At 68.5% G+C, this 13883-nt stretch carries 15 protein-coding genes; 4 read left to right on the top strand and 11 right to left on the bottom strand.

Annotated features, from left to right (window positions below; genetic code table 11):
* Positions 1-44: 44 nt before the first annotated feature.
* On the bottom strand, positions 45-788 hold the full coding sequence (locus tag VMT65_RS20690; protein ID WP_326309951.1) for an alpha/beta fold hydrolase: 744 nt from the start codon (positions 786-788) through the stop codon (positions 45-47).
* A 107-nt stretch (positions 789-895) separates the two neighbouring features.
* On the opposite strand from VMT65_RS20690, the gene mhuD reads away from it, so the two are divergent.
* Complete coding sequence (gene mhuD / locus VMT65_RS20695) at positions 896-1207, top strand: mycobilin-forming heme oxygenase MhuD (RefSeq protein ID WP_326309952.1); 312 nt, start codon at positions 896-898, stop codon at positions 1205-1207.
* On the opposite strand, the gene VMT65_RS20700 is transcribed toward mhuD, so the two are convergent.
* From VMT65_RS20700 to VMT65_RS20720, 5 genes are all read right to left on the bottom strand, one after another.
* Positions 1179-2450 (bottom strand): DUF418 domain-containing protein, encoded by a 1272-nt coding sequence (locus VMT65_RS20700; protein WP_326309953.1) that lies wholly within the window; start codon positions 2448-2450, stop codon positions 1179-1181. The genes mhuD and VMT65_RS20700 overlap by 29 nt on opposite strands.
* Before the next feature lie 152 nt (positions 2451-2602).
* Entirely contained in the window at positions 2603-3046 is a 444-nt protein-coding gene (locus VMT65_RS20705; protein WP_326309954.1) for an OsmC family peroxiredoxin, read from the bottom strand.
* Between the two features lie 45 nt (positions 3047-3091).
* Positions 3092-3547 carry an SRPBCC family protein gene (locus tag VMT65_RS20710; RefSeq protein ID WP_326309955.1) on the bottom strand — a complete coding sequence of 152 codons (456 nt, stop codon included), beginning with the start codon at positions 3545-3547 and terminating at the stop codon, positions 3092-3094.
* A gap of 30 nt (positions 3548-3577) precedes the next feature.
* On the bottom strand, positions 3578-3898 hold the full coding sequence (locus VMT65_RS20715) for a DMT family transporter (RefSeq protein WP_326309956.1): 321 nt from the start codon (positions 3896-3898) through the stop codon (positions 3578-3580).
* A gap of 1 nt (position 3899) precedes the next feature.
* On the bottom strand, positions 3900-4547 hold the full coding sequence (locus VMT65_RS20720) for an FMN-dependent NADH-azoreductase (RefSeq protein WP_326309957.1): 648 nt from the start codon (positions 4545-4547) through the stop codon (positions 3900-3902).
* 105 nt (positions 4548-4652) lie between these two features.
* Between VMT65_RS20720 and VMT65_RS20725 the strand changes: the two genes are divergently transcribed.
* On the top strand, positions 4653-5258 hold the full coding sequence (locus VMT65_RS20725) for a TetR/AcrR family transcriptional regulator (protein ID WP_326309958.1): 606 nt from the start codon (positions 4653-4655) through the stop codon (positions 5256-5258).
* Position 5259: 1 nt separating this feature from the next.
* Here VMT65_RS20725 and VMT65_RS20730 read toward each other — a convergent pair whose 3' ends face one another.
* Together VMT65_RS20730 and VMT65_RS20735 are read right to left on the bottom strand one after the other, a co-directional pair.
* Complete coding sequence (locus tag VMT65_RS20730; RefSeq protein ID WP_326309959.1) at positions 5260-6108, bottom strand: ABC transporter permease; 849 nt, start codon at positions 6106-6108, stop codon at positions 5260-5262.
* Positions 6105-7001 (bottom strand): ABC transporter ATP-binding protein, encoded by an 897-nt coding sequence (locus tag VMT65_RS20735; protein WP_326309960.1) that lies wholly within the window; start codon positions 6999-7001, stop codon positions 6105-6107. The genes VMT65_RS20730 and VMT65_RS20735 overlap by 4 nt, the downstream gene beginning before the upstream one ends.
* 125 nt (positions 7002-7126) lie before the next feature.
* Between VMT65_RS20735 and VMT65_RS20740 the strand changes: the two genes are divergently transcribed.
* Entirely contained in the window at positions 7127-8353 is a 1227-nt protein-coding gene (locus VMT65_RS20740) for a sensor histidine kinase (protein ID WP_326309961.1), read from the top strand.
* A gap of 27 nt (positions 8354-8380) precedes the next feature.
* On the top strand, positions 8381-9043 hold the full coding sequence (locus VMT65_RS20745; protein WP_326309962.1) for a response regulator transcription factor: 663 nt from the start codon (positions 8381-8383) through the stop codon (positions 9041-9043).
* Positions 9044-9189: 146 nt separating this feature from the next.
* On the opposite strand, the gene VMT65_RS20750 is transcribed toward VMT65_RS20745, so the two are convergent.
* The 3 genes from VMT65_RS20750 to VMT65_RS20760 form a co-directional block, all read right to left on the bottom strand.
* Positions 9190-10101 (bottom strand): LLM class flavin-dependent oxidoreductase, encoded by a 912-nt coding sequence (locus VMT65_RS20750; RefSeq protein ID WP_326309963.1) that lies wholly within the window; start codon positions 10099-10101, stop codon positions 9190-9192.
* A 98-nt stretch (positions 10102-10199) separates the two neighbouring features.
* Positions 10200-10988 (bottom strand): phytanoyl-CoA dioxygenase family protein, encoded by a 789-nt coding sequence (locus tag VMT65_RS20755; protein ID WP_326309964.1) that lies wholly within the window; start codon positions 10986-10988, stop codon positions 10200-10202.
* A 136-nt stretch (positions 10989-11124) separates the two neighbouring features.
* Positions 11125-13683 (bottom strand): ATP-dependent Clp protease ATP-binding subunit, encoded by a 2559-nt coding sequence (locus tag VMT65_RS20760; RefSeq protein WP_326309965.1) that lies wholly within the window; start codon positions 13681-13683, stop codon positions 11125-11127.
* Between the last annotated feature and the right edge of the window lie 200 nt (positions 13684-13883).

Below are 13883 nucleotides of genomic sequence, written 5' to 3' on the forward strand. Positions count from 1 at the left end.
CCGAGCATACGACGCCACCCCCACCCGACTGAAGGCACCCGCCCTCAAATGAGGACACGGCGTAGGAATTCCTCGACTTCGGCCCGGTAGGCGGCCGGTTGGTCGTCGTGGACCAGGTGGCCCGCGTCCGGGATCACGACGTGCCGGGCGTCCGGGTGCACCGCCGCCATCTCGCGCATCTGCCCGGGCGGGGTGATGGTGTGCTCGCCCTCGAGCAGCAGCGTCGGCACGGCGATGGTTTTCCACTGCGCCCAGAAGTCGCGGGTACCCCACTCCTCGGAAATGTCGCGGAATGTCGACACCTCGCCGTGCAGGCGATAGCCGTCCGGACCGTGGGTGAAGGAGTCGAGGAAGTAGCGTCCGGCCACCGGCCCGAAGAACTCCAGCACCGCCGCCTCGTCCGGAAACGGTTGCGGCCAGGCCGAAATCACGGCGGCCCAGTTCTCGGCGGTCCGCCCCCGGAAGTCGGGAGCCATGTCCTCGACCACCAGCGCCCGCACCCGATCCGGATGCGCGGCGGTGAACATCCACCCGTGCAGCCCGCCCATCGAATGCCCGATCACCACCATGGGTTCGGCGATCTCGGCCGTCGCCGCGGCCAGGTCGGCCACGAACGCCTCGGTGGTCAGCTCCGCGGGAGCCGGACGCCCGTGCCCGGCCGCGTCGAAGCTGTACACATGCCCGAACTCGCGCAGCCAAGGCAGCTGCGACCGCCATGTTCGGGCGCTGCCCATCAATCCGTGCAGCAGCAGGATCGGCACGCCGGTGCCGCCTTCGTCGTACAACATCACCCTCAACCATGTTCCGGGGTTTCAGGGGGAACCCCTGAGAGTTTCGAGAGTTGTTCCATTCGCCCTGAACGATACGTCTGGAGTGCCGGAGTAGGGTCGCCCCTATGGCAGTCGTCAAGATCAATGCAATCGAGGTCCCCGAGGGCGCGGGCCCCGAGCTGGAGAAGCGCTTCGCGCACCGCGCGCACGCGGTGGAGAACTCGCCGGGCTTCCTGGGCTTCCAGCTGCTGCGCCCGGTCTCCGGTGACAACCGCTACTTCGTTGTCACCCAGTGGGATTCGGAGGAGTCCTTCGCCGCATGGCGCGATGGCCCGGCCCGCGAGGCGCATGCCGGCGAGGCCCGCAAGCCGGTCGCCACGGGCGCGTCCCTGCTGGAGTTCGAGGTCGTCATGGATGTGGCGGGGAAGAACGCCTGACCAGCGTGTTCGTCACGCCCTGAGTGACGGTGTGGAGCAGCCATTCCGCCGGACCGCGGCGGAACCGGCTGCGCCACAGGGTCGCCAGGGCCAGTGAGCCGAGGGCGAGCAGGGCCAGCAGGGCCCAGCTCGGGCCGTGGATGCCGCCGGGCAGCGCGGTCGCGTCCGGATCCGGCAGCGGCACCAGCACGCTGACCGCCACGGCCTGCAGGATGTAGAGGCTCAGCGCGCACGAGCCCGCGGCGATCAAGGGCCGCAATGCGATCCCGGTGCGCGGGACCAGCGCCATCAGCGCGCCGATCACCAGGAACGCCACACCGGTCGCGCCGAACACCTCGAACGGGGTGCCGCTGTGCGGATTGGCGATGGTCAGCCACCACCAGCTGGTCGTGCCCACCGTGCCCAGACCGGTCATATCGATGATCTGTCCCGGATCGAAGTCGGTGACCCCGGCCTCGGCCATCCCCCGGGTCAGCAGATCCACCAGATGCGCCCGCCCGCCCAGCGGATGCTGCACCAGCCACGAACCGCCGTAGCCGAGCAGCGCCAGCCCCGCGCCGACGCCGAGCACCGGCAGCGGGCGCAGCGAGCGAATTCCCCAGCGCCCCAGCGCCATACCCGCGAAAATGAACGGCATCCAGGTGAACGCCGGGTACGCGCCGGTGAGCGTCAGCATCTCGGCCACCTGTCGCAGACCCGACCACGAGGTGAGCTGCTCGAAGGTGGGACTGCCGCCGAAGGTGTTCTGGTCCAGGTGGCTTCGGATCACGAACGAGGCGATCGGCCCGGCCACCGCCCAGACCGCCGCGAGCAGCGCCAGCGCGCGGGCGTTCGAACGCAGGGCGGGCAGGGCGATCAGGAAGAACAGGCCGTAGTAGGTCAGGATGATCATGATCCCGATGCCCGAATGCAGTTGCGCCAGTACCAGTCCCACCAGCGCGACGAGGACGGCACGGGTCGCGATCCGAATCACGCTGCGGCGGGCCGCGATTCCGGTGGCGGGTTGCGCTCCCCCGGACATGAGCGCCAGCGACACACCCGCGAGCACCGCGAACAGCGCCGCCGAGCGCCCCTCGAAGGGAGTCAGCCAGGATGCGCCCGGCATGCCGCGATGCGGTCCCACATGGACCGCGAACATGCCGAGCACCGCGATGCCGCGCGCCGCATCGAGTGCGAGCACGCGCGGCAGCGAATTCGAAGCATCCGACTCTTGCGGTTCGGTGACCGATACCGGCGACGCCATAACCTTGCCCACCTCCAGGGTTTCAACTGGCAGTGACAGCGAGGCTAATTCGAATCGGGCGGAAAACTCGAGCCCAAAGCGGGCCTGAGGCAAAGAAATAGCCGAAAGAGTTAGTTCCCGGCTAACCAAAGTGTCAGCCGGGAACCGGTGAACTACGCCTCGAAGGTGGCGTCCAGCTCGATATCGTCGACACCGGTCAGCGCCTTGGAGACCGGGCAACCCGCCTTGGCGGCCTGGGCCGCGGCCAGGAAACCGGCCTCGTCGATGCCCGTCGCCCGGCCGACCACGGTCAGCTTGATCTTGGAGATGCGGAAGCCGCCCGCCGGGTCCGGGCCCAGCGTGACGTCGGCGGTGACGTCCAGGTTCTGCACGGTGCCGCCCGCGTTGCCGATCTGCCCCGAGAGGGCCATCGAGTAGCAGGAGGAGTGCGCGGCCGCGATGAGCTCCTCGGGGCTGGTGGTGCCGTCGGCCGCGTCGGCGGCGCGCTTGGGGAAGGAGACGTCGTACTTGCCGACGCCCGAGCTGACCAGCTCGACCTGACCGGAACCGTCCTGCAGTCCGCCGGACCAAGCTGTGCGCGCGGTACGTGTTGGCATCACTGTCCTTTCGCTGGGGTGAAAGCCCGCCGTGACTCGAAGGGCCTACGGGTGCGAACCTACTCCGGTGGCCGCGGCGCTGTGGTCCCACCGCTCGAGGATGCGCGGCCACGATTTCTCGTGTCGATCGCGGGTGGCGGCGGTGGGGAATCCGGCGTGGGTGAGCAGCAGCGCGGTGCCCGCGCCATGGGCCGAGAGTTCCACGGTGAGCACGGTTTCCGCGCCCTCGGTGCCCGCGGTGACCCAGGTCAGTTCGACCAGGCTGTCGGGCACCAGCCGCAGGAAGCGGCCGTAGTGCGGGTGGCCGCCGCCCGCGGTGAAGAAGAACGGCTCGTTCACCTCCGGACGCATGAGCACCGAACCCGGATCGGCGAACCAGAGTCCGAATTGTCGTGTGGCCATGCGGTACAGCTCGGCGGGCGAGGCGGCCATGATGCGTTCGGCGACCAGGAAGAACGGTCGCGCGGCGAGGTCGGGTGGCCGCAGGGGCGCAACGTCCATGGGCCGCGACGATACCGCCCCGAACCGCGCTCACTCGGGATTGGTGACCCGAGCCAGCACGATGCCGCCGATGATCATGGACAGCGCCAGCAGCCGTCCCGCGCTGAGCGGATCCTTCTGGATCACGATGCCCAGCGCGATCGCGCCCACCGCGCCGATACCGGTGAAGACGGCGTAGGCGGTGCCCACCGGCAGCGATTGCATGGCGTAGGACAGCAGATACACCGCGACGGCCGCGAGCACGAAGCAGATCAGCGTCGGCAGCGGCTTGGTGAAATTCTGTGTCGGCTTGATGGACTGCGACCATGCGATTTCCACCCCGCCCGCCAAGGCCAGGACCAGCCAGTTCATGTCAGTACTCCTTGCCGAGTCGGCGGGCGGTGTCGAGGGCGGCGGTGTAGGAGGCCTCGTGCTTCTCGCGCAGGTGCGCCAGGGCCGGATCGTGGCGCGAGTTGACCAGTTCGGCATTGACGAAAACCGTGTCCTGGACGGCGAAATGGCCCGCGAAGAAGTCACGCAGGTAGCGCTCCTGATAGTCGTAGATCGCCTTCGGCGCGCCCGGCGAGTACGCGCCACCGCGTGCGGTGACGACCACGAAACGCCTGGGAGCCAGCGACATTCGCGGAAAGGTGATCTGATCCAGCCACGCCTTGAGGCTCGCCGGAATCGAGTAGTTGTACATCGGCGTGCCGATGAGGATGACGTCCGCGGCGCAGACCTCGGTCAGCAGGGGCTCGACAATCTCCCAAGCCTCTTGCTGCGCGGGCGAATTCACCAGCTCGGCCAGCCGGTCGAGGTCGGTGCTGCCGTGGGCGAGCACCCGATCGCACAGTTCGGTCCAGCCCTCCCCGATGAACGGAATCGGGTCGGCGGCCAGGTCGCGGTAGGTGTAGCCCCCGGCGGGGTGTTCGCCGCCCCAGGCGTCGGCGAAGGCCGTACCCAGCAGGCGGCTGACCGAATTGCGGCGGGCACTGGCGTCGAGGTGCAGCAGGGCGGTCATGATCGAGCCTTCCATCAAGTGGACATTTAGTCCGTTTATGCGATCTACGCTAGGCCATAATCGGACAGTTCGTCCACTTATTCCGTGGAGGCTACAGTGAGCTGCATGAACACCCCGGGTCTGCCGCTGCTGAACACTTCGACCGCGCCCGTCGAGCGCGCCGACGCGGCCCGCAATCGGGCCAAGGTGCTGGCCGCCGCGGCGGAACTGTTCACGACCCGCGATCCGCGCACGGTGACCATGGACGACGTCGCCAAGGCGGCGGGCGTGGGCCGGGGCACGCTGTACCGGCGCTATCCGGATGTGGTGTCGATCGCGGTCGCGCTGCTCGACGAACACGAGCGGGCCGTGCAGGAGCAATTGCTGCGCGGGGAACCGCCGCTCGGTCCGGGCGCGCCACCCGCCGCGCGATTGGCCGCGTTCTACGGCGCGATGATCGATCTGCTGGACACCCACGCCCCGCTGGTGCTCGGCGCGGAGACCGGGGGCGCGCGGTTTCGGACGGGGGCCTACCGGTTCTGGGCGGTGCACGTGCGGTCGCTGCTCGTGGAAGCCGGGGTGCCGGAACCGGATTCGCTGGTGGATCCGCTGCTGGCACCCCTCGCCGCGGAGGTGTACCAACACCAGCGCGAGCGCGGACTGACCTCCGAGGAGATCAAGTCCGCGCTCGCCCGACTCGCCATCGGCGTGATCGGTTCCGCCGCAGGCTGATTCAGATCATGTCGCGGCGTCGGATCAGCCAGATCGTGCCGGTCACGAAGGCGATGATGTAGAGGGCCAGGACGAGCAGGGACTCACCGCGGCCCAGAATGTCGAGCACGCCTGGGGTGGCCGGACCGGTCACCGTGCGCAGCGAACCCGCCAGGGAACCGGCGGCCGTGCCGGGCAGGTGATCGGTGACCGCCCGGATGGGCGAGAAGATCGCGCCCACCCCGCGCAACAGGTTCTCCACCACCAGCACCCAGACCAGGCCCAGTCCGACGGCCAGCGCGGGCCCCCGGGCGAGCGCGCCGATCAGCGCGCCCGCCAGCGTCCACATGCCCAGAATGACGGTGCCCGAACCGATTCCGAGCAGTATCCGGCCCGCCGAGGGCAGGGCGAGGGACTGCCCCCGGGTGCTCGCGATGAGCATCGCCACGCCGGTGTCGACCACGAAGGCGACCAGCACCAGCGCGACCACCGTCAGCGCCAGGCCGAGCACCACCGCGCCGATCACGTGCACCCGCGAAGGTCCTTGGGTGAGTGCGGTTTTCCAGCTGCCCCAGCCGTATCCGCTGCCGACCGCCAGCGCGCCGAGCACCAGCATGAGCGCACCGCCGAACATGGCCATGCCCTGCGTGAACACCTCGGGCACCGCCGCCGGCAGCATCTGCCGCAGCAGTTCCTCGCGCGGCAGGCCATTGGACATGCGGGTGCTGCTGCCGGTCGAAAAGGCCAGGTAGTTGAACAGGTAGGCGAAGGTCAGGTTCAACAGGATCCAGGTGCCGAGCACGACCCAGTAGGCGGGCCAGCGGCGCAGTCGCAGCAGTTCGGCCCGGGTGCTGGCCAGTAGGTCTCTCATTTCGGGCTCTCCGTCATCTCGAAGAAGACTTCTTCCAAGGACTTCTCGTCACCGCGCAGCTCGAGCAGTTCGGCACCGGCCTCGATCACCGCCCGGGCCACAGCGGGGGCCGTGGCCACCCCGGCGTCGACGCGAATACCGTTGGCGGTCAACAGCGCCGAGCGCTCCCCCACCGCCGCGCGCACCGCCGGAAGCGCGATGCTCAGCGGCTCGGCACGCACGAAAAGCGAGGCCGTGCCCCGCAATTCCCGCACCGTCGATTCGACGAGCAGTCGCCCACCGGAGATCACGCCGACGCGATCACAGATCTCCTGCACCTCACTGAGCAGGTGACTGGACAGCACGACGGTGTGCCCGTCGGCGGCGAGTCCGGTGATGAGCTCCCGCATCTCGGCCATTCCGGCCGGATCCAGGCCATTGGTGGGCTCGTCGAGAATCAGCAGGTCGGGGTCGCCGAGCAGGGCGGCCGCGACGCCGAGGCGCTGTTTCATGCCGAGCGAATAGGTGCGGAAGGTGTCCCTGCCGCGGGCGGTGAGGGCCACCCGGTCCAGGGCCGCGGCGACCGCGTTGTCGCCGACGCCCCGATAGCGGGCCAGGACGCGCAGGTTGTCGCGGCCCGAGAGATAGGGGTAGAAGCCGGGGCCCTCGATGAGAACGCCGATGCGGCGCAAGGTATCCGGATCGCCGGGCGAGCGGTCGAGCACCGTGGCGGTGCCCGCCGACGGTCGAATCAGACCGACCAGCATGCGCAGGGTGGTGGTCTTGCCCGCGCCGTTCGGACCCAGGAAACCGTAGATCTCACCGCGGTGGACGCTCATGCTCACGGCGTCCACGGCGGTGTGGGAGCCGTAGCGCTTGGTCAACCGGTCGGTGACGACAATCGCTTCGTTCATGGGTAGAACGATCCGCTCGAAGCCGCGGGAAATAATCCGTCGCGGCGCGTGATCCGCCGTACGTATCTCGACGTATTTCGCCGCGACACGGTGCCGCGGCCCGCGTACGGCGCTACGGTGCAGCTATGGACTTTCGCGGGGGAAGGCTCGGGCGGCGTGACGTGCTCCCGGCAGTGGCGGTGGGGGCGATCCAGCTCGGCTTCGGCACCCTGGCGAATCACCACCAGACCGTGACGCGCGGCCTGGACGCCGTCGGTTACCTACTGCTCGTGGCCGGTCCGCTGCTGCTGGTGCTGCGGCACCGCTATCCGCTGCAGGTGTTCTACGGGACGCTCGTGGTCACCGCCGTCTATCTGCTGGCGGGCTACGGCTACGGGCCGATCTTCGTCTCCCTGGTGGTGGCGTTCCTGGTCGCCGCGGTCCGTGAATCCCGTTGGTACACCTACTCGTTCGTCCCTGTCGGCTACTTCCTCATGGTGTGGCCGCTGCCCGGTTGGCGCGGCTATCACACCGGCGCATGGCAGGAATTCGGCTTGCTCGCTTGGCTTTTCCTACTCGTGGCCGCGGCCGAGGGCATTCGCCAGCGCAGCGCGGCGGTAACCGCGCGCAAGCAGCGGGCCGAGTCGGCGCGGCGCAGCGAACAGGCGCAGCGGGAACGCGAACAGGCCCAGCGCGCACTGGAATCGGCCGAACGCGAGCAGCGGGTCACCGAGGAGCGGCTGGCCATCGCGCGCGAACTGCACGATGTGCTCGCGCACAGCCTGTCGCTGATCAATGTGCAGTCCTCGGTCGCCCTGGAGTTGATCGACCGCAAGCCGGAACAGGCCGCCACGGCGCTGGCCGCCATCAAGTCCGCCAGCAAGGACGCGCTGGGCGAGGTGAACGCGCTGCTGCGCTCGATTCGCGGCGGCACCGCCACCGTGGCCGCGCCCACCGCACCCACCATCGGCATCACCGATCTCGACAAGCTCACCGGCCCGGCCCGTTCGGCCGGACTCGTGGTGCACACCATGGTCACCGGCGGCCCCCGACGACTGCCCGCGGTGGTGGATGTGGCGGCCGCGCGCATCGTGCAGGAGTCGCTCACCAATGTGGTGCGGCACGCGCCCGGCGCGAGTGTGCTGGTGAGCGTGCACTATTCGGCCGAGCGGCTGCAGCTCACCATCGACAACACCCGGCCCACCCGCCAGCCCGCCCCGCAGTCGCCGACCGGCGGCCACGGCATTACCGGCATGACCGAGCGCGCCCACGCCCTGGGCGGCAATCTGTCCGCCGAACCCAAGGCCGACGGCGGTTTCCGGGTCCGGGCCCGGCTGCCCACCCATCTGGTCCAGCCGGAACCGGCTGCGTGAGTGGCGGATTCGAGTGAGGGAGAGGTCATGGGCATCCGGGTGGTGATCGCCGACGATCAGGCGCTGGTGCGCGCGGGCTTCGTCGCGCTGCTCGGCGCGCAGGACGGGATCGAGGTGGTGGGCGAGGCCGACAATGGCGAACAGGCCCTGGCCCTGGCCCGCGACCTGGTCCCCGATGTGGTGCTGATGGACATCCGCATGCCGGTCCTGGACGGTCTGGCCGCCACCCGCGCCATTGCCGCGGACCCGGCGCTGGCCGCGGTGAAGGTGGTCGTGCTGACCACCTTCGAACTCGACGAGTACGTCTTCGAGGCCATGCGCGCGGGCGCGACCGGCTTCCTGGTCAAGCACACCGAGCCCGCCGACCTCATCAAGGCGGTCCGGGTGGTCGCCGACGGCGAGGCCCTGCTCTCCCCGAGCGTCACCAAACGTCTGGTGGCGGAGTTCGCCTCGCACGCCAAACCCGCTCCGACGGCCGAGTTCTCCGAACTCACCGATCGCGAGCGGGAGGTGATGACCCTGGTGGCGGAGGGGCTGACCAATGCCGAGATCGCCGATCGGCTCTATATGAGCCCGGCCACCGCGCGCACGCACGTCAGCCGAATCCTGGTGAAGCTCAATGCCAGAGACCGCACCCAGCTGGTGGTCATGGCCTACGAGTCCGGGCTGGTCCGGCCGGGATGGCAGTGACCTACCGGTGACGGTGGCGGCGGGTCCCATTCCCCGAGCACGCCGCCACCGACTCCAGCGGTGCGAATCCGGTCGGCACCGGTATGGAAAGCGAACCGAGATCACCCGGATCAAAGGTTAGCAATCCCGAACAGATCCTGAATCGGTCAACCAACCGGTCGGTCGCCAAACTCCGCAGTCGCCGGGATCACCTCGCGGCCCAGCACTTCCAGCGGCGTGATGTCGTCGACGCCCGCCACCCGCCCGATGACCAGATCGATGCCCAGGTCGGCCAGCCATTTCAACTGCCCCAACAGCTGACCGACACCCCCGCCGCTCGGCCCCGGATCGAAGGCGAAGGCGCAGCTCAGGCGAATCTCGCGCGGATCGCGGCCGATCTCGGCGCACAGGCGGTGCAACAACTCGATCTTGGCGGGGAGATCCGGGCCGGGTCGCAGACTCGCGACATCGGCGTACCGGGCCACCAGCGGCAGCGTGCGCCGCTCGCCATCGCCGCCGATCAGAATGGGCGGGCGGGAACGCCCGGGCGAAACCCGCACCGCCTGCGGGGCGTTCAACGGGCGCTCGACGTGAAAGTGCTTGCCCGACACCGGTTCGTCGGCGCCGCGCGCACCGGTCCACATCGCCCGGCAGATCCGCAGCGTCTCCTCCAGCATCTCGTAGCGGTCGCGCAGTGGCGGGAACGACAGACCGTAGCCCTCCACATCGCCGGTGGAGGTGCCCGCCCCGACGCCCAGCCAGGCCCGGCCCCCGGAGAGCACGTCCAGGGTGGTGACCAGCTTGCCGAGCATGGCCGGATGCCGGTAGTGCACACCCGAGACCATGGCGGTCAGCTGCACCCGCGAGGTGTGCGCGGCGATGAACGACAGCGTCGAATACGCCTCCAGCACATTCTGTTCCACGCGTCCCAACCACGGGCTCTGCCACAGGTGATCACCGACCGCGATGACCGAGAAGCCAGCGTCCTCGGCCGTGCGGACCACCTCGGCCAGGCGTGGGCCGATCGATGCCGAGGGGGTGTCCATCGCGAAATTCGTCAAATGCAATCCGAGTTCCATGGCTCTCACCCTGCGCGCCACGACGGCGCGAATCATCCGTCCGCGGAACACCTTTGGCGTACGCCCAGGTGCGTACCCCGGAGGTCTCGGGTGCGCGGTCAGCGTGCCGGATCGAGCGCCAGCCCCGCCCGAATCGCCTGTTCCACCGGCGAATACGCGCCATCCGGACGGTCCAGGACGCAGGGCTCACGGGACAGCAGCGGCGGTTGGGCCATGAACTTCGGGCGACCGGTGAGGTTGGGCTGCGCGGCGTGGACGAGGAAGGGGTGGCACAGGTAGACGTCGCCCGCCTTGCCCGTCGCCAGCGCCTCGGGCAGGTCGCCGCAGTCGACATAGAACTCGTGCAGGTCGAACATCGTGGTGCCCTCCTCCCCGAACGGCCGCAGCACCGGAGCGAGGCGCTGATGCGAGCCGACCCGAATCCGAGTGGGGGCGTCGTCGGGCCCGACATCGGAGAACAGGAACAGCATGAGCAGGGCACGGCCCTTGGAGAAGACGTTCACCCGCCAGCTCAGGAAGTCGTTCACGTCGGCATCGCCCTGGAAGCTCACGTCGACGTGCCATCCCGCGTCGCCGGGCGGTTCCGGACTCGGGAAGCGAATCGGCCAGCTGCCCAGGCTCTTTCGCGGCAGCCAGCGGCCGCGGCCCACCAATTGGTCGTAGGCCTCGAGCAGTACGGGGGCCGTGACCGCGCGCTGGAACGGCTCCTCGGCGTGATCCCAGAGCCGGATGACCGGCTGCGTCCAGGTCGCCGGATCGTCCGGGTCGCAACCGGTTTCGCGCCAGAGAATCTCCCGGCCCGCGGCGGCGGTCGCGGCGGAGAAGGCGCCCTCGACCTTCACGAACCCATCGGCGATGAAGGCGTCGATCTGTGCGTCGGTAAGCATGAAATCCTTTCCCTAGGCTGACCAGCATCGGCCATACCGAGATCGCGCCGCCACCGAATTTCGGCCCCGGACAAGGCGGAAGCCCCGCCCTCCCGAGGGAGAGGCGGGGCTTCCGTTGTCTGCCTGAGCCCGGTGCTTACTCGCCGGAGGCGGCGGCCGGGGCGTCACCCGCGAGGGCGGCGACCGGCTTGTCCTCGGCGGCATCGGTCTTCTTGGTCAACTTGGCCTTGGGGCTGAACGTGAACTTGGCGTTCTCGCCCTGGCCTTCGCCGTCCCAACCCTCGACGTCCACCACGACCACCTGGCCGGGGCCCAGTTCGCCGAAGAGGATCTTCTCCGACAGCTGGTCCTCGATCTCGCGCTGAATGGTGCGACGCAGCGGGCGGGCGCCCAGCACCGGGTCGAAACCGCGCTTGGCCAGCAGGCTCTTGGCCTTCTCGGTCAGCTCGATCTCCATGTCCTTGTTCTTCAGCTGGTTGGCGACGCGGCCGATCATCAGGTCGACCATCTGGATGATCTGATCCTGGGTCAGCTGGTGGAACACGATCACGTCGTCGATGCGGTTGAGGAACTCGGGCCGGAAGTGCTTCTTCAGTTCGTCGTTGACCTTGAGCTTCATCCGCTCGTAGTTCGAGCCCTCGTTGTTGGACTGGGCGAAGCCCAGACCCACGGCCTTGGAGATGTCCGAGGTGCCGAGGTTCGAGGTGAAGATCAGCACGGTGTTCTTGAAGTCGACCGTGCGACCCTGACCATCGGTCAGGCGGCCGTCCTCGAGGACCTGCAACAGGGTGTTGTAGATCTCCTGGTGCGCCTTCTCGATCTCGTCGAACAGCACCACCGAGAACGGCTTCCGGCGCACCTTCTCGGTGAGCTGGCCGCCCTCCTCGTAACCCACGTAGCCCGGAGGGGCACCGAACAGACGCGAGGCGGTGAAGCGGTCGTGGAACTCGCCCATGTCGATCTGGATGAGCGCGTCGTCCTCGCCGAACAGGAAGTTGGCCAGCGCCTTCGACAGCTCGGTCTTACCGACACCGGACGGACCGGCGAAGATGAACGAGCCCGAGGGACGCTTCGGATCCTTCAGACCGGCGCGGGTGCGGCGGATGGCCTTGGAGACGGCCTTGACCGCGTCCTCCTGGCCGATGATCCGCTTGTGCAGCTCGTCCTCCATGCGGAGCAGACGGGTGGTCTCCTCCTCGGTGAGCTTGAACACCGGGATACCGGTCCAGTTGGCCAGCACCTCCGCGATCTGCTCGTCGTCGACCTCGGCCACGACGTCCAGATCGCCGGAGCGCCACTGCTTTTCGCGCTCGGCCCGCTTGGCGACGAGCTGCTTCTCCTTGTCGCGCAGACGCGCGGCCTTCTCGAAGTCCTGCGCGTCGATCGCGGACTCCTTCTCCCGGCGCGCCTCGGCGATCTTGTCGTCGAACTCGCGCAGGTCCGGCGGCGCGGTCATCCGGCGGATGCGCATGCGCGCGCCCGCCTCGTCGATGAGGTCGATCGCCTTGTCCGGCAGGAAGCGGTCGTTGATGTAGCGATCCGCGAGGGTGGCCGCCGCGACGAGAGCGCCATCGGTGATCGAAACCCGGTGGTGCGCCTCGTACCGGTCGCGCAGACCCTTGAGGATGTTGATGGTGTGCTCGACCGTCGGCTCGCCCACCTGCACCGGCTGGAACCGGCGCTCGAGGGCGGCGTCCTTCTCGATGTACTTGCGGTACTCGTCGAGGGTGGTGGCGCCGATGGTCTGCAGCTCACCGCGAGCCAGCTTGGGCTTGAGGATCGAGGCCGCGTCGATGGCGCCCTCGGCCGCGCCCGCACCCACCAGGGTGTGCAGCTCGTCGATGAACAGGATGATGTCGCCGCGGGTGTTGATCTCCTTGAGCACCTTCTTCAGGCGCTCCTCGAAATCACCGCGGTAGCGGCTGCCCGCGACCAGAGAACCCAGGTCGAGGGTGTAGAGCTGCTTGTCCTTGAGCGTCTCCGGCACCTCGCCGTTGACGATGGCCTGGGCCAGACCCTCCACGACGGCGGTCTTGCCGACGCCGGGCTCACCGATCAGGACCGGGTTGTTCTTGGTGCGGCGGCTCAGCACCTGCATGACGCGCTCGATCTCCTTCGAGCGGCCGATGACCGGGTCGAGCTTGCCCTCGAGGGCGGCCTGGGTCAGGTTGCGACCGAACTGGTCGAGCACCAGCGAGGTGGACGGGGTGCCCGTCTCGCCGCGCGAACCGGAACCCTCGACCGACTCCTTGCCGCCCTGGTAACCCGAGAGCAGCTGAATGACCTGCTGACGGACACGGTTGAGATCCGCGCCCAGCTTGACCAGCACCTGCGCCGCGACGCCCTCACCCTCGCGGATCAGGCCGAGCAGGATGTGCTCGGTGCCGATGTAGTTGTGGCCGAGCTGCAGCGCCTCGCGCAGCGACAGCTCCAGCACCTTCTTGGCACGCGGGGTGAAGGGGATGTGGCCGGACGGAGCCTGCTGGCCCTGACCGATGATCTCCTCGACCTGCGACCGCACACCCTCCAACGAGATGCCCAGGGATTCCAGCGACTTCGCCGCGACACCCTCGCCCTCGTGGATCAGGCCCAGCAGGATGTGCTCGGTGCCGATGTAGTTGTGGTTGAGCATCCGGGCCTCTTCTTGGGCCAGGACAACGACCCGCCGTGCGCGGTCGGTGAACCTCTCGAACATCGCTCCCTCACTCTCCTGCTCCGCCTACTACGGCATCCGGCGCTTCAGACCCTGTGCTGCCCTTCTGGTCGCCAGCCTGCCATGAAGCCCTGGGGTTGCATCCCCCGACTCCACTCTAGTTGCCGGGGGTCACGCACGTCGTCCGTCCACCCTATTGCGAACCGGCCTCAGTACGACTCATTCAGTCATAACGGGGCAGT

The sequence above is a fragment of the Nocardia sp. CDC153 genome (assembly GCF_035818515.1).
Taxonomy (GTDB): Bacteria; Actinomycetota; Actinomycetes; order Mycobacteriales; family Mycobacteriaceae; genus Nocardia.